Raw genomic sequence first — 21,518 nt, 5'->3', positions numbered from 1 at the left:
GATCAAATGAAAATAGCAATCGCGCATGATTATTTGGTTCAAATGGGCGGGGCCGAAAGAGTGGTTGAGGTCTTTCATCAAATGTACCCGAGTGCTCCCATCTATACGACCATGTTTAGCAATAATCGGCTGCTAGATGAGCTAAGAGATGCGGATATTCGGGCCTCCTGGATGCAAAAAATGCCTGGAGGGAAAAGCCATTTTAAAGAAATGCTCCCCCTGTACCCGTTTGCGATTAAGGATTTTGATTTCCGAGAATTCGATATCGTGCTTAGCTCAAGCAGCGCTTTTATGAAAAGTATTCAAGTTCCGAAGGAAACGTTTCACCTCTGTTACTGCCATACACCGATGCGATTCGCTTGGGATTATGACACGTATATGGAGCGGCAATCCAATTCAAGTGTGATGAAGCGGCTTTTGAAAATTTATATCGATAGGCTTAAGCAATGGGATCAAAAAACGTCGGCCAACGTGAATCAATTTATCGCTAATTCCTCCGTGGTCAAAAATCGCATTCGTAATTATTACCAACGCGATTCCGATGTTATTTTTCCGCCGATTAATACATCGCGATTCCATAGCTCATCTTCCATTGATGATTATTATTTGATTGTATCGAGACTTGTTTCGTATAAGCGAATTGATCTGGCGGTTGAAGCATTTAATCGAAATGGATTGCCTTTATACATCGTTGGAGAAGGACCCGACATGGTGAGGCTTAAGGCAATGGCCAAAGGGAATATCCGTTTCCTGGGAAGACTGGATGACGGTTCGGTCACTCAAATGATGGCGCAGTGCCGAGCGTTAATCTTTCCTGGTGAGGAGGATTTCGGCATTACACCGTTGGAAGCGAATGCTGCTGGAAGACCCGTTGTTGCCTATCAGGCAGGAGGTGCATTAGACACGATTGTGCCTCATGTGAATGGTGTGTTCTTCAAACGGCAAGAGGTAGAGGATCTGCTGCTTGCGATTCAGGAAGTAGAAAACCATGCATGGGATGTAAGGCAAATCGTGCAGCATGCGCAGAAGTTTGATGAGAAAACATTTATGGATAAACTAAAAGACTACATGGGTAAGGCCTACCAACAATTCAGAGAGGGGCATTAATCGTATGGATATTGCAGTAATCGGGACGGGGTATGTGGGATTAGTTTCCGGGGTATGCTTCGCTGAAGTGGGCAATAACGTAATCTGTGTGGATTATGATGAACAGAAAATTGAAAAGCTGCAAAACCTGATATCTCCGATCTATGAACCTGGTATTGAACAACTGATGGAGAAGAATATGAATGCCGGTCGGTTGGCCTTTACCTCTGATTTGGCACAAGCCATCAGCCAATCCGAACTCATTATCATTGCGGTGGGCACACCTTCCTTACCAAATGGTGAGGCTAATCTGGCATATATCGAGCAGGCGGCTATGGAAATCGGGAAGGCGATGAATAGCTATAAAATCATTGCAACGAAAAGCACCGTTCCTGTGGGTACGAACGAGCATATTCAAATGATTATTGCCATGAATACGATGCAGTCATTCGACGTCGTATCGATTCCAGAGTTTCTGCGGGAAGGTTCGGCGATCGACGATACCCTTCATCCGGATCGGATTGTTCTCGGGATTGAAAATCCAAGCTTAGCCGCACCTCTCACGGAGCTGCACCGTGCATTTACCGATCAAATCTTCGTTACAAGTATTCGCAGCGCGGAGATGATCAAATACGCTTCGAATGCCTTTCTGGCGACCAAAATCTCCTTTATTAATGAAATATCCAACATTTGCGAGAAAGTTGGCGCTGATGTCACCGAGGTTGCTAAAGGAATGGGGCAAGATAAGCGAATTGGCTCTTCCTTCCTGAGTGCGGGTATCGGATACGGGGGTTCTTGCTTTCCCAAGGATACAGACGCGTTGATTCAAATTGCTGGTAACGTCGACTATGAGTTTCAATTGTTAAAGTCGGTTGTCGAGGTGAATAAATCGCAGCGTTATAAGGTGATTTCCAAGCTGGAGGCGTCGCTCGGTCCGCTTAACGGCAAATCCGTTGGCATCTGGGGATTGTCTTTCAAACCGAACACGGATGACATTCGTTACGCGCCTTCCATCGAAATCGTTGAAACCCTGCTTCGTGCGGGAGCTCGGCTGAAGCTGTACGATCCCATTGCGATGGAGAAATTCAGGGAACGTATCGATCATCCGGCGATTCAGTGGTGTGAGAATGCCCTGGAAGCAGCCACGGGGTCAGATGCCATTTGTTTACTTACGGATTGGGAAGAATTCAAAACGGTCCCGTTGTCACAGCTCATTTTCGTCATGGAGCAGCCGATTCTTATCGATGGTCGTAATGTGTTTAGCAAAGAGCAGGTTCAGGGAACTGGGCTCAAATATTATTCCGTAGGAAGACCAGATTTGATTGGGGCGTCCCGTCCAAAAGCGTTGGCTAGATAATAGACAAATAAATCGAGTGGAGCGTGGTATTCATGAAATTGGTTCTTCTTTCCGGCGGGTCTGGTAAACGACTGTGGCCATTGTCCAATGATTCCAGATCCAAGCAATTTTTAAGGGTACTTGAAGATGCTGAAGGCAGAAGCGAATCCATGGTTCAACGTGTATGGAGACAACTGCAGAATACGGGCCTCGGTGATGATGCTTACTTAGCGACGAACCGCTCCCAGGTCGAAATGATCATAAGTCAATTGGGTGGCGATGCCCCGCTTATTGTTGAGCCTGAGAGAAGAGATACTTTCCCTGCAATCGCGCTTGCTGCTGCCTATATGTATGATGTCGAAAGTTTACCCCTGAACACAGTGATTACGGTGTTACCGGTAGATCCGTATGTCGATGAGGCGTTCTTTCAAAAAATCAAGCAACTAGAGTATGTTCTGCACGAAACGGATGCGAATTTGGCACTAATGGGCGTTGTTCCAACGGTTCCGTCTGAGAAATACGGGTATATCGTTCCCTCTGACAAACGCAGAGAAGGGTCAGAAGCACTTCACGTTAACCATTTTGCTGAAAAGCCGAATCGTGAACAGGCAGCAGCCTTGATTGAACAGAAGGCGCTTTGGAACTGCGGTGTCTTCGCTTTCCGACTAGGCTATCTCATTGAAGTCATGGTGGAGAAGGGCATCCCGATTCAGTATGAAGAAATGCTTAAAAACTATCATAGATTAACGAAAATTAGCTTTGACTACGAAGTTGTAGAGAAGGAAGCTAGCTGTGTTGTCGTTCCATACGACGGCTATTGGAAAGACCTTGGCACTTGGAATACACTGACAGAGGAAATGAGTCGATCCCAAATCGGAACGGGCATCGTGACCGAGGATTCCGAGAATACCCATTTGATTAATGAGCTAGACATTCCGGTTACGGTGATTGGGATTAAGGACGCTGTGATTGCTGTCAGCCCTGACGGGATTCTTGTTACGAGCAAGTCGGAAAGTCCTCGCATTAAGGAAGTCATGAATAAAATTGAACATCGTCCGATGTATGAGGAGCGCAGGTGGGGACGTTATCGCGTGATTGACTACGTCAAATATGCAGAAGATAATGAGGTGCTTACCAAACGGATTCTCGTCCATGCAGGTAAAAATATAAGCTATCAGCTGCATTATAAACGCAGTGAAGTGTGGACGATCGTAAGCGGCGTTGCGGATATTGTCATTAATGACAAGCTCTATCAAGTGAAGCCAGGTGATGTCGTTCGAATTCCAGATGGAACCCGTCACAGCATTCGAGCTATAACGGATGTTGAATTTATAGAGGTACAAAGCGGATCCGAATTAGTTGAAGAAGACACAGTTCGTATATGTATGGCATGGAAGGATATCCCCCTTCACCAATTTATTTAAGATTTGTTTTGAAACAACGAACCGCCTTCTATTCGACTTTAAGCGAATGGAAGGCGATTCCTTGTTTGAAAGCATAACTGAAATTGGAAAAACTTTCAAAACATTAATATAATGCTTATACAAATCTAATATATGCCCTGTATGGTAGATTAAGCAGAATGAACACGCGTATAAGGAGCGTAAATCAGGGTTCATTGTGTCAATCTACCATACTGGAGGAAAGATGATGATCGAATTTTTTGGAAAGGCGGGTGTGCGTAAGAAGGTGGTTTCTTTATTATTTCTACTCTCTTTGCTAGCACCGAATTTTTTGCTTCACCCAAGCGTAACGAATGCGTCAATTGTTCCTATCAATTCACAGGCAACGGTCGAGGCTAAGGCAGTACTGCAGCAATTGTATGCCATTTCGGGTGTAAGCATCATTAGCGGGCAGCATGATTACCTAGAAAGCCCAGATGAATGGACGAATCAAGTCAAAGGCTGGACTGGTAAATATCCGGGTCTTCATGGTTATGAATTCGGTGCCATTATGGATCAATCCGAAAGTCAATTAGCAGATCAAAGACAAAAGGTGGTTAATAGTGCGATTGCGTGGAATCAGGCTGGCGGTCTGGTAACGATATCATTTCACGAAAGTATTCCGGGAGCGTGCCTCTGCTGGTCGAATGTAAAGAAGGAAATGAGCCAAGCCGATTTTGATAAGTACGTTACGCCAGGTACTCCCCAGTATACACAATTGCTTGCAGATCTCGATAAAGCGGCCGTGTACTTAGGGAAACTTAGAGATGCAGGTGTTCCAGTCTTATGGCGGCCGTATCATGAAATGAATGGGAATTGGTTCTGGTGGGGCAAGAAGAGTAACTTCCCTGCATTATGGAATATCATGTACGACCGCTTCGTTAATGTGCATAAGTTGAACAATTTGCTTTGGGTTTGGAGCCCGAATGCACCGAATGCAAGTTCTGACTCGTATACAGCCACTTATCCTGGAGAAAATAAGGTGGATGTTCTCGCCGTTGATATCTATGACAATGATTACCATCCGGATTATTACGCGAAAATTGTTGAATTAGCGAATGGTAAGCCTGTGGCCGTCGGGGAAAATGGCGAGCTGCCTAGCGGCACTATTTTGAATGAGCAGCCCAAATGGGCCTACCTGATGACATGGGGTAAAATGCTGGCCGAAAACAATAACCTTCAAGAAATTGAAACCTTTTATACAAATTCCAAATTATTGACAAGAGAGTCTCTCCAGCCTATAAAAGCACCTGTTTTACAACCTGTCTTACAGGATGAGAGATATGGGTTGCGAGCGGAATATTTCGATAATAAGGATTTGACCGCGCTGAAGGAAACGAAGGAAGATGCCAAGATTGATTTCAATTGGTCTACCTCGGCTCCCTTTCCTTCCATGCAAGCAGATACGTTTTCCGTAAGATGGACGGGTAAACTCAAGCCCAAATATACGGAAACCTACAAGATTTCTACTTTAAGTGACGATGGCATTCGGGTTTGGGTGAATGGCGTGTTGGTTATTGATAGTTGGTTTAATCAAAGCTGGGTGGAACGATCCGGAACCATTGCACTAACCGCTGGCGTGCCTGTTGATTTGAAAGTCGAATATTATGATAATATGAATGGTGCTGTTGCCAAAGTCATGTGGACGAGTCCGTCCCAAGTGAAAGAAATTATTCCTGCGAGTGCCCTATTACTTCCTTGAAGGTTGAGAGGTATCTACCATGATGAGATATGTGATTGTACCAACTGCCTTGTTGATCTTACTGATCCTGACCTCGGCTTCGAATAACTACGGTGCATCGGCAAAAACAGATTTTACAAAAGTGATGACAGTTTCCAATCAGATTGGTAATCAAATATGGATGTTGGGCAATCAGGACGATTCCGATTTGGAATTTGGAAAAGAAAGCGCAGGACAGAGCAGTTATACCGTAACGCCCGACTTGAAGCAGACGGATGCTTGGGACACGGTGCCTCAAGGTCTTAATAAATCCTTGAATCCTACCTTTTCGATCAACTTCCCGCTCACTGAAATACCCGAATATGGTGTTCATTTCCGTGTTCGAATTCTGAATGCTCATAAAGCCATTCCTCAGATGGCGGTTTTCTCCAACAAGATGCTTTCTGGCATCATTCAGATTGCTGGAGTCGGGGGGACAACAAGCACCTACCCATATAAGAAATTATATGAGCTTTATATTCCTAAGGAGCAGCTGCAGCTGGGAAATAACGAATTGAAGCTGTCAGCCGTAGGCTGTTTGTATTGTACGGCAGATGAGAATAAATTTCTCTGGTGGAAATGGGATTACCTCGCACTAGACGCGCTGTCTTCACCTGCCGAAGAACCGATTCATGGGAGATATGTGGAATCCGGTACGAAAGTAAGCAATCTGTCATTCTACTATGACCAGGGAGCAGTAAGGCACCTTCCTTATGTATTGAAATGGTTAGGAATCGCCTACAGCGGCAATGTAATGAGGGTAGATTGTGCGACAGATGTGAAGCAGGGTTGTTCGTCCATCAAGTCTTATTACGAAACCCTGCGTGATTACAACACCGAGGCGGTAGCGCTACATCTGCATACAGGGAATATTAAGCTGAAAGAGGATGGCACACTGCCAGCAGATGCAGAGAATAAATTACTGGATTATGTGAAGCAGTATGGGTCCATGTTTCAATACTATGAGATCGATAATGAACCAGGCTTATTCAATCGCTCCAAAGGGGTGAATCTAGCCATTGCGAAGTGGTTAAAAACCCATCTTCCTGAGCTTGCTCCACATGTGAAAACTGTGGCTCCCGGCTGGGCATATGCACCTAAGTACAACATTAGAACATGTAGAAATCAAACTCCGACTGGTATGTTTAAATGTGGAGATCCCGACGGATGGGAAGACGATTCGGCGCAGCGAATGGAGCTAGAAGAGTTGACAGATTTAACGAATGGGCATGCTTACGGAAATTCGTATTCCGATAATAAGGACGGAAGCTTCCTAGAAAATCTGCAAACCTTCGAAGGTTCAGAGGATGGCCTCAAGAAGCTAATGTTGAATACGGAGTATGGAACTTCGGATAGTCATACGGATCCCAAAGAATTTGGTGCTACGCAGCCCCATTCGGCGGTCTTCGATCGCATTATGAGGGCTCATATCGGTTATGCTGATATGTTTATGCAGCATGCAGCGTTTTATCCGCAATATTCCTTGTTTGAGTCGGGGAATGATTTGAATAATCAAAACCCAGCGCAAATGAAGATTTATAAGAGCTTAACGGATAATGATACACGTGTTGGGATTATGCGCAGGTTGAATCTAGCCTATGCCACGCATGGGAAGCCGCTTGTTTACGAACTAACGAACAAGTCTGAGTTGGCTGATAAGCTTGTTTATTTTCGGGGCGTGGATACATCGACTTTGCCTGCATTGCCAGGATCAGGAGCGAAGTCGGACAAAATTCTGCTTAACTTCGTAAATTTTGGGACGAGTACGCAAACGATACAAGCCAAAGTAACCATGCCCGAAGCTGCTTTGTACGAAGGAGAAAGATTCGGGGCGGGTGATACCTATGAATCCGCTCGTACGTATTTGACAGGATTGCAAGCAGCACCTGAGCTTGAATTCAAGGAAACGCTGCTTCCTGGTGAAGCTGTGCAGTATATCCTGACTCGGACAGATAGGGTAAAACCGGTTGCACCTGCGTGGATTCAGGCAAAGCCTATAGAGAATCATGCGATTGAGCTTAGTTGGGGAGAATCTGAAGGAGCACACAGTTACGATGTTTTGCGAAAAATAGGCACGGCTGAGGGCAGCTACGAGGTGATTGCTGAACAAGTGTCAGCTACAGAATTTGTCGATGCGGATACGTTGGTAGGAAACAAATACATGTATCAGATCAGAGTTTCAGGTTCAAAGGAGTTTTCGCAAGCGGCAACGGCGACGGCTGCCGATGAAGTTGCGCTAGAGCGGGAAGAATGGGAAGTAACCAGCAGTTCCGGCAAACCACAAGGTGCGATTGATGGCAGTCCTTATACACGCTGGGATACAGGGACAGCTCAAGCACCCGGGCAATTTTTTCAAATTGATTTGAAGAACTCATTCACAATCAATAAGATTGTGCTAAGAAGTGAGAACTCGCCGAATGATTATCCAAGGAAGTATGAGGTATATGTATCTTCTGACGGCTTCAATTGGGGATCTTCAATCGCATCGGGTGTTGGCACAAACGTATTAGAAATCAATATCAGTCCACAGAATGCGCGATACGTAAAGATTGTCCAGACAGTGAAAGCAGGGAATTATTGGTCCATTCATGATCTTCAAATTTACGGTCACAAAACGGATTGACAGAAGCTTATCACGAATTGAAGTGAAAGAAAGGCAGCTACTCCGAAGGAGAGCTGTTTTTTTGTGCAAAGTTAGCGACATTTATGAGAGGGAGTTCACACCGCAGCACTAACAGAATACACTTAGAATAGATTACAGTAAACAACGGTGTGACGAGGAGGGGTACAGTTGAGATATACAGTGCAATATATACCTCTAAGTAAGATTAAACCGGAAAGTATCGCCGCTAAAACCTCATTAAGAAATAAGGAATTCAAAAAAGTTGCACAAGATTTAATGCATCTGTTGATTGTGCGTAAAAGCAGAAAAGAAGGTGGTTACGTCATCCAAGGCGGGCATCATCATTTCGATTTCCTCAAAAAGCAAACAAAGAAAAGTTCTGCTGTGTGTCTTGTAGATGAAGGGAAGATTTCTGCTAGTGTGGGGACGCTTATTAATCGGTTCAGGAAACGACAACTACCTTATGATGTTCCTTACATCTCATCGGATCGGATTGCAGTCAACAGCTGGTCTATCATTCGGACTTTTCTGAAAAGGGAGCCCCGATTTCGAAAGCTTTCTCGAAGACAGCAGTTGAAGGTACTCCGGCTTGGTATTCAATATAGGAAAACAACCATACAATCCATGCAAGCAAAAGTAGAAGATCTATTAAAAAAGATTGTGCACTGATGAGAAAAAGCAAATCAGGGAAATTAGTTGATTAAAATACGATATAAACGAGTAAGGAGCTGCCGCGGGCAGCTCCTTACTTTTTTGTGGACAAGTGTCCAATATTGTTTATTGATTTATCCAATAGGAGGAGGAATCCTGTTATTCCTTCATGAATTATGAAAGCATCTTCAACTCGCTCAATTTATCAAAAATAATTTGGCAAACAGCAGATACACGATCCCGGTCATGATAGGTTAACCAGACCAATTCATCTATCTCAGAAGCCGGACTCAGATTTCCTTCGAAATCCGCTGTATAACATGTCATTTTTACTTGCGTACCTTCTGATTTACCATGGGCTTGAGCTTCGAACGTTCCAAAATGCGAGACGGTTTCTGGTTGTATTCGAACGGATAATTCCTCTTCTATTTCTCGAACAAGAGTATCGATATCGGTTTCATCGGGCTCCCTTTTTCCTCCAGGTAAATAATAAGTATCTTTTCCTTTGGAACGAGCGCCTAATATTTGACCATCAACAACGTATATCCATGCAATCTTATCAATTATTGTAGCCATCCAGTTCTCTCCCTTGGCCTATTTTTCTGAAATTATAGCATAACGGAATGCAAGAGTGTACTTATTGATCAGATAGCTGCGGCGGACTGTTGAGTATAGTTGAAGTAGCGGGAATTGGTTTTGAAAAAGGAATTTCAGCAGATTATACCGAAATAGAACATACTGTAAGACGGGCAAGGAAATGGGCAATCGATTGCCATACTTTATGACTAAATCAAAAAAGGTCAACCAGTAAAAACTGGCTGACCTCATAATCTAATACTCTATGCTTTGAAAGTAGACCAGTGAGCTGGGCGAGTGAGCGACGGTGGTAACTTGGTGTTAATATCGCCCTTCGCCGCGTTGAGTTGGGCTTGGGTGAGAAAGATACTATCGGTGAGGTTGGCGCCGCTAAGATCAGCGTCCCGGAAATCGGCCCCGATGAGGTCAGCCACTCTCAGGTCGGCACCTCTGAGGTTAGCAGCAATAAGGTAGGCCCCTCTCAAATTAGCGCCTCTGAGATCGGCACCTTTGAGATTGGCCCCGATAAGGTCGGCTCCTCGACCGTAGGTTTTCTGACGCCCCGCGGTTTTTTTCTGCTTGCGCTGGGCTTCGGCTCGGACGAGCTCGCTCGTCCGTAAAAGCAGAACATTGACATTGGCTCGATGTGCTGCCACGTCCAGTTCCATGAGAGAGTCGCTACTAAGGTGCGTGAGGCGTTCTGTTTCGTCGAGCGCAATGCTGAGTTCACCGTGGATAGGACGGGCAGGTTGCAGCGTCAGCGCTTCGGTCAAATACCAGAGCAGTTCATGGAGTTGACGCATGATCGGGAACACCTCGAACATTTGCTTCGCAGACCCTGGGACTTGACGCCAGTCGTGTCCGCCGAAGGTGACATGGGAAACCTTTTGCCCTGCGCCGAAGCAGTCATAAACCGTACAGCCTCGAAAGCCCAGCTGTCTGAGGTTAGTGTGAACACCGCAGCGGAAGTCCGATTGCAGGTTGGGGCAGGGCTGGCCGGCGTCTTTGTCGATCGCGAAGTCTGACGATGCTGCGTAGGGCAGTGCGACGCAGCACAAGCCGAAGCAATTCTCACAGTCAGATTGCAGACTGAGGGGATTCTTGCCGTTTAAAGTTTCTGCATATTCGTGATTCTTAGACAATGTTGGCCTCCTTCCGCTACACCATATTCTCATACTTGTCTAGTTAATTGCCTAGGCTATGGGTTGGTTATAGAATGTTATTTTTATGTATGAAAAATGAGTGATTTCTTCAATTCTATTATAGTATTACTGAATATTTTTTCTGTCAATCCTTGTCTGTGTTTAGGAGCTAGTTGGAGATAGGGGAGTCCTCCTAGGATATAGGGTCGAACAAGAAAGGAGTAGATATCTATCTGCAGCAATTGGTTCGTTAATAATTATGATAGATTAATGAAACCCTTGGAGACCAAAAGATTTATTGATATTCGCTCCGAGTTAATAAGCAAAGCCAAGGGCGAAGCTTTGGAAATCGGATGCGGAACAGGAATTAATTTCAGCTTCTATAAGGACGTATCTGTAACAGCAATTGAACCAAATCCAGTTCTAAGGAAGACCTCGTATAAGCGAGCTTCCGAAGCTAAAACTTCTATCCGTGTAATTGAAGGTAATGCTGAGCGATTGTCATTTGCAGATCATTCATTTGATACTGTGGTTGGGACACTAGTTTTATGTACAATACCAAACCCAGTAGAAGCTATTAGAGAAATTAGTAGAGTTTGTAAGCCTACCGGAACAATTTTATTATTCGAGCATGTTCGTCATGAAAATAGCGTAATAGGCAAGCTACAAGATCTCCTATCACCGATATGGAAGAGAGCTTGTGATGGTTGCCATTTGAATAGAGATACAATTCACCTACTAAAACAAGAAGATATAGAAATAATTGAAATAAAGAAACATTTAGGGGACATTTTTGTAACCGTTGAAGCTAGAAAAAGTGATTCATAATATTAATAATTTTTTGAAAATCCCAATTATAATAAAGGTTTTTTTCCATTAGAGACGAATAAGCTACAATCACTTGCTTGAGATAAGGGGATGTTTACTCTTGAAATTGAAAGAACATCTAATCGATTCCTTTATGAATTTAACCTCAGACGGAATTGTCGTCGTTGATGTTAATGGAAAAGTGTTAGAGGTGAATAAGAAGTTTGAAGAATTACATGGCTGGACAAGAGATGAAGTGATCGGGAAAGTATTGCCGATGACTCCAGATAAATATAAGGAAGATGCGCTTCGGCTATATCAGTCTTTAATAGATGGGGAGCAAAGTTCGGATTTCGAAGCGTTAAAACTAAGAAAAGATGGTTCTACTTTTTATGCGAATGTTACGGTCTCACCAATGAAAGATAACGAAGGAGTGATTATTGGGTTCATTGGTGTGGAAAGGGACATTAGTGAGAAGAAAAGAGCCAATGAGGAGCTTTTAGAAAGAGAAAAACAATTTCGAAGGTTGATTAAACTTAATCCAGAACCCATTGCTCTGCATAACGATGGTACTATTCACTTTGTGAATGATGCCTGCTGTACACTGTTTGGCGGTGTTTCTTCAGATGAATTTAAGGGAAAACGAATATATGATTTTTTCTGTTTAAGTGATAAGGATTTCATCCTGGAGCGGCTTCAGTATGTGATGCAGTCTGACTCTTATACGGAGTTTATGGAGATAAAGCTGCAAAAGTTAGATGGAACTATTTTTGATGCTGAAATTTCATCCATTTATGTCGACAAAAATATGGGGTTTCCTGTCGTACAGACCGTGATACGTGATCTCACTGAGCGCAAAAAGTCTGAAGAAGCCATTATTAGAGCCGAAAAACTGTCGCTCATCGGTCAATTGGCAGCTGGGATCGCACATGATATACGGAATCCTTTAACCTCCTTGAAAGGTTTTGTGAAATTATTAAAGGCTAAAAATGCCGACTACGTTGATGTCATGTTGGAAGAATTAGAACATATCAACTATGTTGTCAATGAATTTATGACGCTAGCTAAACCACATCTAAATTGTTATATGGAGAGTACATCCCTTGGCCTTGTCAAAAGTGTGGTTGGTTTTCTGCAGCCTCACGCTCATCTCTATAACGTTCAAATACATATCGACATGGATCCAGACATACCAGCCATTTATTGTAACCCAGATCAAATCAAACAGGTGTTAATTAATATTTTAAAAAATGCAATCGAGTCTATGCCTAATGGGGGAATCATACAAATCGCTATCCGAAATCCAATTCATCAAGGTGTGGTGATCCGCATCGAAGATCAGGGTGTAGGCATTTCTGGAGAGAGGTTATCCCAGTTAGGAGAGCCGTTTTATACGACCAAAGTGAATGGCACTGGTTTAGGGCTTATGGTGTGCAAACGGATCATCGAAGGACATGGAGGTAAATTGTTAATTCAAAGCAAAATTAATCAGGGTACCACGGTGGAAATTGAATTGCCTATTAGAAAATAGTGCTAAAACTAAAAACCGACTCTTCCGCATTAGCTGCGAAAAGAGCCGGTTTTATTATTCCTGTGTCAGCGGGCAATCACTTTAAGCTTTAGATTGACTCGGCAGCTTCCTCCGCCTGTTCTGCAGCTGGTTCAACCGCTGCGTCAAGCTTCTGCATGCCAAGTATGGTGGCCAGAATGGTTTCTGGATCACTTAACACTTCAACATGCTTGGGAACTTTAAGATCAGCAATGGTTATATGTTCGCCGATACCTAGCATACTAATATCAATGGCGAGATGTTCTGGCAGCTTGTTCGGCATACAGCGGATCATGACCTCATGAGTTTCTATTTGGAGAATACCGCCTTCCTTGGTGCCCTTAGCTTCTCCGGTGAAATGGACGGCAATCGATGTGTCGAGCTGTTCTTTCATATTAATTTGAAGAAAATCAATATGCAGCAATTGACCCGTCAGGCTATCCTTCTGGACTTCATGGACGATTACCGGCTGTTTGGTTTTGGATGGCAGGGTAACATTCAGGATAGCACGCGGATTGCGTTTCAGTGATGCGCGGATTTCTTTTTCCGGGACAGTGACATGTTCGGAATCCATACGTGAGCTATACACCACAGCAGGAATATGCCCCTCAGCTCGCAGCTTCTTTACAGGACCTGATCTTTCGGATAGTAAAATCGTTGTAGTCATTTGTTGCACCTCCGTAGCATTTGTAAAAGCGGCTTTCAGCCCTATTACTCATTTACCCGATTTATTGTGTATTGAAACAGGTAAGAGGCAGGAAAATTTTTCGTTTTGGGCTTCTTTATCTCCTCATTTGATAGTAAAATAGAGGACAAGAGGAGGATTGATAAATGATGAGTACACTGAAGAGTTTCACTGATTCAGATCAACAAATATCCTTGGAGTTAAGAGATGATCATTTAACTGTGCTTCGTTTCTACGGTGAAACATCCATTTACCCTTTCAAAAATATTTCTCTTGCCTCTGAGCCTATTCCCGAATATCCACTCAATCGTGTGGCTTTAACAGTTATTGATTTCAACACGGGTGTAACCGATTTCAAATTTTCTTCTAGTAAAAATGATTTTGAGATATTCGTCCAAAAGCTGATCGAAGTTCATAGTGAATTTATTCCGAACCACTAGTTTCTCGGTTTTAGTTGAATCTACCAAGGACAGACGATCCCAATCGTTCTGTCCTTTTTGTATATGCTTTTTTGCGAGCAGATTTTTGTTCCTTTTGAGCTCAAAATAGAGGGGGTTTGTCGTAATTTGTAGAATATATACTCCTAAACGTGATACACAGTCTCAACCAAAGAGAGGGCTTGCCACATGCAATGGATTCGGAACGCTAAAATAAATTACAAACTGATTATTATGATTGTACTACCTATGTTGGGGTTGTTATATTTCTCCACCAATGCCATTTATGGAAAAGTGAAAGAGCTGTCTGAATTAAGCAGGCTGCAGACCCTTGTTACAACGGAAATCTACATCAATGATCTGGTTCATGAGCTTCAGAAAGAGCGGAGCCTATTATCAGGTTACTTTGAAGATAAAACGGTTACGCGCCAACTAACGGATCAACGTAAGTTTACTGATGAGAAGACAAGTGCATTTCGGGAGCAATTAAAGTCATTGAACACATCTGTTTTGGGTGATAAGTTTAAGAAAAATGCAAATAATGCGGTAAGCAAGCTGGACCAAATAGTGATTCAGAGGACGCAAATTGATCAAGGGAAAGCCAATGAGGATGAAACACTTTCTTTTTATTTTGATACGATAAATAGTCTCTTTGATATGATGCAAAACACGAACGAAATAAGCTCGAATCAGCAAATTTCAAACATGCTTAATTCCTATATTCTCTTTTCCAAAAGCAAATTTGCAGTGAGTAGGGAGCGCGCATTATTATTTCATGTTTTTTCCTCGGATCGTGCGGATTTAAATGAGATTGAACAGATCGGTGTGTTAGAGAACGAACAATTGCTTTATTATAAGGAATCCAACTTACTCGCAACAGTGACTGCTGGGCAACTCTATCAGAAAACGGTGAAAGGACAAGCTGTTAACGAGGTCGATCGTCTCGTTCAACTAGTCCTAAAAGCGGAACCAGGGAAGACTCTCGGGGTGGACTCACAGCAATGGCACAACGTGGCGACACAAGAAGTAGATCTTCTTAAAGAGGTTGAGGATGGACTTTCGTCAGAATTAATTCAAAGTATGGAAACAATCGAAAAGAATACCACGCAATCGTTGATTGGTGTGGCCATATTTAACGTCATTATTCTAATCCTCTCCTTTTTGGTCATCGTTTTGATATCTAGAATGCTTTTATCTCAAATCCGGCTGCTTAAGAAATCTACGGAACTCATTCTGACAGGAGTCACAGATATTCATCTGGACGTTCAATCGAAGGATGAATTTGGTGAGCTGATGGAAGCCTTCAATCAGATGGTAGCTAGTTTTAAGGAGGTCATTACTCAGGCGGATCGCATCTCATTAGGTGAATATGAGCAGACGATTGTTCCCCGATCTGATCAAGATCAACTGAGCGTGGCATTAATTCGAATGCTGACCTCTTTAAAAGAAACAACCGCTGAAAATGAGCGGCAATTTTGGTTGAAAACCCAATTAGCTCGTCTGACGGGGCTTGCACAAGGCGTTGCAAGTATACAGCAGTTAGTGGGCATGCTTATATCTGAAATTTCGCGTCTTGTCGGAGCAGGTCAAGGCATTATGTATTTGAAAGAGACACAGTCAAATGAAAATCAGTCCAATGAATTTGTCTTACTTGGCAGCTATGCTTTTAAAGAAAGAAAGAACGTTGCGAATCGGGTTCGACCTGGGGAAGGCCTAGTGGGTCAATGCATTCTTGAGAAAAAGCCTATCTTGTTATCGAATGTGCCGGGCGATTATATACACATACAATCGGGTCTCGGGGAAGCGAAACCTTCCCAAATCGTCGTTCTTCCTATCCTCTTCGAGGAGGAAGTGCTGGCCGTTATAGAGCTTGCTGCTTTTAAACCATTTACAGGCACAGAGCACGATCTATTGGAGCAATTATCCGATACACTAGGCGTTGTCATACAAGCCGCTAACAGCCGACAGAAAACGGAAGTGTTATTGCGTGAATCACAACTGTTAACGGAAGAGCTTCAAACTCAGCAGGAAGAATTGCGCACGGCCAATGAAGAATTGGAAGAGCAGACGCTGATGCTGAAGCAATCCGAAGAAAAGATGAGAATCCAAAGTGAGGAACTTCAGGCAATTAATGAAGAGCTAGAAGAAAAAACCAACTATTTGGAAGTACAAAAAGCCGACATCGAAAAGCAAAATGCCTTTATTCAATTATCGAAGCAGGACTTAGAAGAAAAAGCGAAAGAGTTGGAACAAGCGAGTCAGTACAAATCGGAGTTTTTGGCCAATATGTCGCATGAACTTCGGACGCCGCTTAACAGCTTGCTGATATTATCCAAATCATTATCATCAAATGAAGATGGTAATTTAACGGAAGATCAAATCGAGTCTGCTAAGATTATTCATAGCGGCGGCTTGGATTTATTGTCTTTAATTAACGACATTTTGGATCTATCCAAAGTGGAAGCGGGCAAATTGGACATCCAAATGGAAGAAGTGAGACTGGACGATCTCCTTCAATCACTCCGTTACCAATTTAATCCAGTTGCCAAAGAAAAGGGCCTTTCGTTCATTTTAAAACTTGACGATCGTATCCCGGAAATCATGACAACAGACGGTCAGCGTACCGAGCAAATTCTGAAGAATCTTTTATCCAATGCATTTAAATTTACGGCTTCAGGAAGCGTTGCGGTTGAGATCGCAAGGGCTGGAAAAGGAACGGCTTTCCAAAATAACCATCTGGAAGAAAACGGGTCTCTAGCGTTAACTGTAACCGATACGGGGATAGGTATTCCTGCTAGTAAACAACAAGCTATATTTGAAGCCTTTCAGCAGGCAGATGGCACGACGAGTCGGAAATATGGCGGAACGGGTCTTGGTTTAACTATTTCTAGAGAGTTGGCTAAGCTATTGGGCGGCGAAATTCACATGAATAGTACCGAGGGGAGAGGCAGCAGCTTTACACTTTATCTCCCGCTCGGAGGAGTCGTTAATGCCGAAGTGTCAGAGCTAAAGATAGCGTCGTTTAAAGCTGAGGTTGCTGCAGCAGTCGATTCTTTACAGATTTCAAGTGAATTGTTGATTGCAAGCACTAATGAAGATCATCTGTTAACGGCTCAGCCAGCGAAAACGTTCTTGCCTGATGATCGCGAACACCTTAAGAATAGCGTGCAAGACAAAGTTATTTTGATCGTGGAAGACGATCCGGCGTTCGCCAAGATTCTTATGGACATGTCTTACAAAAAGGGATTCAAGTGCCTTGCGGCAGGAGATGGCTTCAGTGCCCTTCAATTAGCCAAGCAGTATATTCCAAGCGCGATTCTTTTGGATTTGGGGCTTCCAGATGTGGACGGCCTGAAGGTCCTTGATCATTTGAAATATCACAATGAAACACGACACATTCCTGTACACATCATTTCAGGCCGGGATAAAAGCTCAGACTCCTTGCAGCGCGGGGCCATTGGCTATTTGTCGAAACCGATTCAAGCGGAAGACATTGAAGCTGTTTTTAACAAAATTGAACATAAGCTGCAAGAGCGCATCCAACAGGTTTTAGTTGTTGAGGATGATTTGAATAATCAAAAGGCTATTCATGAACTGCTCAAGCATAAGAAGGTTGACATCCTCAGTGTCACAACGGGTAAAGAAGCTCTGCTATTTATGCGATCACAACCTTTTGATTGTGTGATTCTGGATTTAACATTGCCCGATATGACAGGCTTTGAACTGCTGCAGCAGTTAGTTGTTGATTCAGAGGGCTCTATACCGCCGATCATTATTAATACTGGAAAAGAGCTCACACAGGAAGAGTATAAGGAACTAAACCAGTTTACGGACAGCATTGTGATTAAAGGCGCGAATTCACCGGACCGCTTGCTGGATGAAGTTTCTCTATTCCTTCACAGCGTGCATAAATCTCTTCCGCAAGCGCAGAAAGAAATGATTCGTATGGTGCGTGATTCCGATGAAACCTTAAAGGGACGCAAAATTTTGCTGGTGGATGATGACCTTCGCAACACGTTTGCCTTATCCAAAATATTAAGAAAACACGGCTTGGATGTTGTGATGGCGGATAATGGGAAGCTGGCTTTGGATAAACTGGAAAGTGAAACAGGGATCGAGCTGGTCATTATGGATATTATGATGCCGGTGATGGACGGTTATGAAGCCATAGGTCATATTCGCACCATGCCGAAGTTCCAGTCCCTCCCGATTATCGCTTTGACCGCAAAGGCCATGACGGGTGACCGTGAAAAATGTATAGAGAGGGGAGCCAATGATTATATGACGAAGCCGGTTGATACCGATAAATTGTTATCATTAATCAGGGTGTGGCTCTTACGATAAAAATGCCAGAAAAACTCGTAGAAAAGATTGAAGTAGATCTAGTACTGGAAGCTATATATCAGCGGCATGGATATGATTTCCGTAACTATGCCCGTTCATCTTTAATGAGAAGATTGCACTATGTTAGGCAGAAGTCAAGATTTGCTCGACTGTCTGATATGATTCCGTTAGTTCTCTATGATGAAGCGTTTGCCAATCAATTATTGCTGGATATCTCGGTGACCGTCACCGAAATGTTTCGTGACCCTGAGTTTTTTGTTGAGCTGCGCAGTCTCGTTATTCCCTTACTCAAGACGTATCCTTTTGTGAAAATATGGCATGCCGGATGTGCGACAGGGGAAGAAGTTTACTCAATGGCAATTTTGCTGGAAGAAGAAGGCTTCTATGATCGTGTTCAGATTTACGCGACGGACATGAATCAAGAGTCACTAACTACTGCAGAAGAAGGCATTTACCCGTTAGAAAGTATCCGAAATTTCACTAAAAATTATCAAAAAAGCGGAGGCAAATCCTCCTTTTCGGATTACTACCATGCTAAATATCAGATGGGCAAAATGAAGGAAGCTTTAAAAAGAAACATCGTGTTCTCGCAGCATAATTTGGCAACGGACAACGCCTTTGGTGAAATGCATCTCATTATTTGCCGGAATGTGCTCATTTACTTTGATAAGCAATTGCAAAATCAGGTCTATCAGCTATTCAACCAAAGTCTCGTTCCACGCGGCTTCTTATGCCTCGGGAGTAAGGAATCTATCGAGTTTTCAGAGATTCATTCTCAGTATGAAGCACTCTCCTCTAAGTGGAGAATTTTTAGGAAGCAGCTGCCAGTGTAAGCAAGGTTATAGAGAGGGAGTGAGCCCATGCGCCCATTGGAAGCCGTTGTTGTGGGGGTATCGGCAGGCGGGCTTAAGGCACTCTCGCGTCTGTTATCCTATCTCCCGTCTGACTACAGCTTACCGATTATCATCGTACAGCATATTTTGGAGAGCAGCGACAGTTATTTAGCTGAATATTTAAATACGCAAGTTGCTATACACGTCAAAGAAGCGATAGATAAAGAGACCATTCAACCTCATCACGTTTATCTCGCTCCACCTGGTTATCATTTGCTCATTGAAGATGATCGTTCGTTCAGCCTATCCATTGATCCTAAAGTCAATTATTCTCGGCCTTCGATTGACGTTTTGTTTGATAGTGCAGCGTTTGCCTTCCAAGAGGCGTGTGTAGGCGTTGTCTTAACAGGGGCAAACCGAGATGGAAGCTCTGGACTCCGGACGATCAAGGAGAGCGGCGGCATAACGATTGTGCAGGACCCTGAAACGGCGGAGTTCCCTATAATGCCACAAGCAGCTATAGACACTGTAAAGGTTGATTATATTTTGTCCTTAGATGACATCGGAAAGTTTCTGAGACAATTACATAATCTCGAACGAATCCATCATTCTAAGAATTAGGAGGGCCTATATGGATACTCAGAAAAATAGGCATCAGGCGCCAAAAATTTTAGTCGTTGATGATCGGAAAGAAAATTTATTCGCTATGCAGAAAATTCTGCAAGTGCTCCATTGTGATCTGTACGTCGTCCAATCAGGCAATGAAGCTTTATCATATACCTTGCGCCATGACTTTGCGCTTATTTTACTTGATGTGAATATGCCGGAAATGGATGGCTTTGAGCTTGCGGAGCTGCTGCGAAGCAACGAGGAAACGAAGCATATTCCGCTCATTTTTGTAACAGCCAGTAATAAAGAAGATCAGAGCGTATTTAAAGGCTATGAGAGCGGTGCAGTGGACTACTTGTTCAAGCCTGTCAATGCCGATATTCTGCTCAGCAAAGTGAAAATATTTCTAGAACTCAATCGCAGAAATAAAGAGCTTGAGGCGATTCAATCGGAGCTTGAGCGCAGTAACGAGAGCTTAAGGGAGTTTGCACAGGTCGTTTCGCATGATTTGAAGAATCCGCTGAATGTGATTACAGGGTTGAGCGAGCTTCTTATAGCTAGACATAGTGCGGATATGACGCCAAAAGGTAAAGAATATATGAACCAAATTTCAGCGACCGCTGAGAGGATGAACCACTTGATCACCGATTTGCTCTCGTACGCCCAGTTAAACGCGAAATCGGTTACTTTTGGAAATGTTGATTTGAATGAAGTTGTGATGAATGTGATCTCGGACCTAAGCAGCACGATCGAACAAAATGAAGGACAAATCCTCATCCAAGACAGGCTTCCAATTATTCAAGCGGATGCGACGCAATTGTATCAGCTGTTTCAAAATATTATCGCAAACGGGCTGAAGTATCGTAGGAAGGAACAATCGCCGATTATTCAGATTTCCTTATTGGAAGGAAATGAACCGGATACCTTTGTCATTCAAATCCAAGATAATGGCATTGGCATGAAAAAAGAGGACATCCCGTCTATTTTCACTCCCTTCAAACGGCTGGATAATGCCAAGGCCTACGAGGGTACCGGTTTAGGCCTTGCTACGGTGCAAAAAATCATTGAGAGACACGACGGCCTCATGGAAGTGGATAGTGTTCTCGGTGGAGGATCCATTTTTCGTGTGCATCTGCCTATATCTCAAGGTTTTCAAAACAAAAATGTTACGAACCCTGTGAAAGATTTGGTTTAACATAAGTTTTCCCAATGCCTTTATAAGGGGAAACTTCAAACCGCCGCGGCGGTTTTTTTGTCTTTATTTGGGTTTGGGGTAAGTGAAGATTCCCCGGATTCCCTCCGTATTTAGCATGGTTATTTTTGTGTCCTGATTTATGGGAGAATTGGGTAATTCGGAAAGGAAGTTGTACAACGTACAACAATTTCCTTGTTTTGAGCAAACAGAGCTGAAGATGTTGTATGCAGTACAACAATTCAGCTCTTTTATAGGCAATTGGGCCGCTTTTGGCTGAAATTGTTGTATTTTCTGCAACAATCGCGTGGAAAACGTGGATTTGCTTGCAAAATGTTGTACAACGTACAACAATGCTGCGGGTAGTAAGGTATGTTGGCAGCATATACAGATGTCTCAGCCGTGACTGTCTCGTACTGTAACGATGATTTTCATCGTTGCAGATGAAAACAGTGCAGACATCCGCGCTGCGTATAGCTTGTAACG

At 43.4% G+C, this 21,518-nt stretch carries 16 protein-coding genes; 13 read left to right on the top strand and 3 right to left on the bottom strand.

What is annotated here, in order from left to right:
* The first annotated feature begins 6 nt into the window (after window positions 1-6).
* From ASD40_RS28660 to ASD40_RS28635, 6 genes are all read left to right on the top strand, one after another.
* Window positions 7-1,107, top strand: a complete 1,101-nt coding sequence (locus tag ASD40_RS28660; protein WP_057306547.1) for a glycosyltransferase — start codon at window positions 7-9, stop codon at window positions 1,105-1,107.
* Between the two features lie 4 nt (window positions 1,108-1,111).
* On the top strand, window positions 1,112-2,443 hold the full coding sequence (locus ASD40_RS28655; protein ID WP_057306546.1) for a UDP-glucose dehydrogenase family protein: 1,332 nt from the start codon (window positions 1,112-1,114) through the stop codon (window positions 2,441-2,443).
* A 32-nt stretch (window positions 2,444-2,475) separates the two neighbouring features.
* Window positions 2,476-3,846, top strand: coding sequence for a sugar phosphate nucleotidyltransferase (locus ASD40_RS28650; RefSeq protein WP_057306545.1), 1,371 nt, complete (start codon window positions 2,476-2,478; stop codon window positions 3,844-3,846).
* A 223-nt stretch (window positions 3,847-4,069) separates the two neighbouring features.
* The gene (locus ASD40_RS28645) at window positions 4,070-5,566 is read left to right on the top strand and encodes a glycosyl hydrolase (protein WP_057306544.1); all 1,497 of its coding nucleotides are present in this window, start codon (window positions 4,070-4,072) and stop codon (window positions 5,564-5,566) included.
* Window positions 5,567-5,585: 19 nt separating this feature from the next.
* Window positions 5,586-8,207 (top strand): discoidin domain-containing protein, encoded by a 2,622-nt coding sequence (locus tag ASD40_RS28640; RefSeq protein ID WP_057306543.1) that lies wholly within the window; start codon window positions 5,586-5,588, stop codon window positions 8,205-8,207.
* Window positions 8,208-8,375: 168 nt separating this feature from the next.
* On the top strand, window positions 8,376-8,876 hold the full coding sequence (locus tag ASD40_RS28635; RefSeq protein WP_057306542.1) for a hypothetical protein: 501 nt from the start codon (window positions 8,376-8,378) through the stop codon (window positions 8,874-8,876).
* Between the two features lie 156 nt (window positions 8,877-9,032).
* Here ASD40_RS28635 and ASD40_RS28630 read toward each other — a convergent pair whose 3' ends face one another.
* Together ASD40_RS28630 and ASD40_RS28625 are read right to left on the bottom strand one after the other, a co-directional pair.
* A complete protein-coding gene (locus tag ASD40_RS28630; RefSeq protein ID WP_057306541.1) occupies window positions 9,033-9,434 on the bottom strand; it encodes an NUDIX hydrolase in 402 nt (133 codons plus the stop codon).
* Window positions 9,435-9,697: 263 nt separating this feature from the next.
* Window positions 9,698-10,576, bottom strand: a complete 879-nt coding sequence (locus tag ASD40_RS28625; RefSeq protein WP_057306540.1) for a pentapeptide repeat-containing protein — start codon at window positions 10,574-10,576, stop codon at window positions 9,698-9,700.
* A gap of 270 nt (window positions 10,577-10,846) precedes the next feature.
* Between ASD40_RS28625 and ASD40_RS28620 the strand changes: the two genes are divergently transcribed.
* Together ASD40_RS28620 and ASD40_RS28615 are read left to right on the top strand one after the other, a co-directional pair.
* Complete coding sequence (locus ASD40_RS28620) at window positions 10,847-11,404, top strand: class I SAM-dependent methyltransferase (RefSeq protein WP_057306539.1); 558 nt, start codon at window positions 10,847-10,849, stop codon at window positions 11,402-11,404.
* Window positions 11,405-11,504: 100 nt separating this feature from the next.
* Window positions 11,505-12,914, top strand: coding sequence for a PAS domain-containing sensor histidine kinase (locus tag ASD40_RS28615; RefSeq protein ID WP_057306538.1), 1,410 nt, complete (start codon window positions 11,505-11,507; stop codon window positions 12,912-12,914).
* 88 nt (window positions 12,915-13,002) lie between these two features.
* Here the strand turns inward: ASD40_RS28615 and ASD40_RS28610 are convergent, their stop codons facing one another.
* Window positions 13,003-13,599: a 50S ribosomal protein L25 gene (locus ASD40_RS28610; RefSeq protein WP_057306537.1), complete on the bottom strand. Its 597-nt coding sequence runs from the start codon at window positions 13,597-13,599 to the stop codon at window positions 13,003-13,005.
* Between the two features lie 164 nt (window positions 13,600-13,763).
* On the opposite strand from ASD40_RS28610, the gene ASD40_RS28605 reads away from it, so the two are divergent.
* The 5 genes from ASD40_RS28605 to ASD40_RS28585 all read left to right on the top strand — a co-directional run bounded on the left by ASD40_RS28605 (window position 13,764) and on the right by ASD40_RS28585 (window position 21,035).
* Window positions 13,764-14,057, top strand: coding sequence for a hypothetical protein (locus ASD40_RS28605; protein WP_057306536.1), 294 nt, complete (start codon window positions 13,764-13,766; stop codon window positions 14,055-14,057).
* Window positions 14,058-14,243: 186 nt separating this feature from the next.
* Window positions 14,244-18,398, top strand: a complete 4,155-nt coding sequence (locus ASD40_RS28600; protein ID WP_057306535.1) for a response regulator — start codon at window positions 14,244-14,246, stop codon at window positions 18,396-18,398.
* A gap of 2 nt (window positions 18,399-18,400) precedes the next feature.
* Complete coding sequence (locus tag ASD40_RS28595) at window positions 18,401-19,231, top strand: CheR family methyltransferase (protein WP_057306534.1); 831 nt, start codon at window positions 18,401-18,403, stop codon at window positions 19,229-19,231.
* A gap of 27 nt (window positions 19,232-19,258) precedes the next feature.
* Complete coding sequence (locus ASD40_RS28590; protein WP_057306533.1) at window positions 19,259-19,852, top strand: chemotaxis protein CheB; 594 nt, start codon at window positions 19,259-19,261, stop codon at window positions 19,850-19,852.
* Between the two features lie 10 nt (window positions 19,853-19,862).
* Complete coding sequence (locus ASD40_RS28585; RefSeq protein WP_057306532.1) at window positions 19,863-21,035, top strand: ATP-binding protein; 1,173 nt, start codon at window positions 19,863-19,865, stop codon at window positions 21,033-21,035.
* Window positions 21,036-21,518: the final 483 nt, after the last annotated feature.

The organism is Paenibacillus sp. Root444D2 (assembly GCF_001426375.1).
In the GTDB taxonomy this organism is placed as follows: domain Bacteria; phylum Bacillota; class Bacilli; order Paenibacillales; family NBRC-103111; genus Paenibacillus_E.
The sequence above is the reverse complement of the archived record's forward strand: the minus strand, read 5'-3'. Positions and strand labels throughout refer to the sequence as shown.

Excerpts from the sequence above, each read along its gene's own strand:
- ASD40_RS28585 (WP_057306532.1), top strand. The coding sequence starts at position 19,863 with ATGGATACTCAGAAAAATAGGCATCAGGCGCCAAAAATTTTAGTCGTT.
- ASD40_RS28600 (WP_057306535.1), top strand. The coding sequence starts at position 14,244 with ATGCAATGGATTCGGAACGCTAAAATAAATTACAAACTGATTATTATG.
- ASD40_RS28610 (WP_057306537.1), bottom strand. The coding sequence starts at position 13,599 with ATGACTACAACGATTTTACTATCCGAAAGATCAGGTCCTGTAAAGAAG.
- ASD40_RS28650 (WP_057306545.1), top strand. The coding sequence starts at position 2,476 with ATGAAATTGGTTCTTCTTTCCGGCGGGTCTGGTAAACGACTGTGGCCA.
- ASD40_RS28605 (WP_057306536.1), top strand. The coding sequence starts at position 13,764 with ATGATGAGTACACTGAAGAGTTTCACTGATTCAGATCAACAAATATCC.
- ASD40_RS28620 (WP_057306539.1), top strand. The coding sequence starts at position 10,847 with ATGAAACCCTTGGAGACCAAAAGATTTATTGATATTCGCTCCGAGTTA.
- ASD40_RS28590 (WP_057306533.1), top strand. The coding sequence starts at position 19,259 with ATGCGCCCATTGGAAGCCGTTGTTGTGGGGGTATCGGCAGGCGGGCTT.
- ASD40_RS28630 (WP_057306541.1), bottom strand. The coding sequence starts at position 9,434 with ATGGCTACAATAATTGATAAGATTGCATGGATATACGTTGTTGATGGT.
- ASD40_RS28595 (WP_057306534.1), top strand. The coding sequence starts at position 18,401 with ATGCCAGAAAAACTCGTAGAAAAGATTGAAGTAGATCTAGTACTGGAA.
- ASD40_RS28640 (WP_057306543.1), top strand. The coding sequence starts at position 5,586 with ATGATGAGATATGTGATTGTACCAACTGCCTTGTTGATCTTACTGATC.
- ASD40_RS28660 (WP_057306547.1), top strand. The coding sequence starts at position 7 with ATGAAAATAGCAATCGCGCATGATTATTTGGTTCAAATGGGCGGGGCC.
- ASD40_RS28655 (WP_057306546.1), top strand. The coding sequence starts at position 1,112 with ATGGATATTGCAGTAATCGGGACGGGGTATGTGGGATTAGTTTCCGGG.
- ASD40_RS28645 (WP_057306544.1), top strand. The coding sequence starts at position 4,070 with ATGATGATCGAATTTTTTGGAAAGGCGGGTGTGCGTAAGAAGGTGGTT.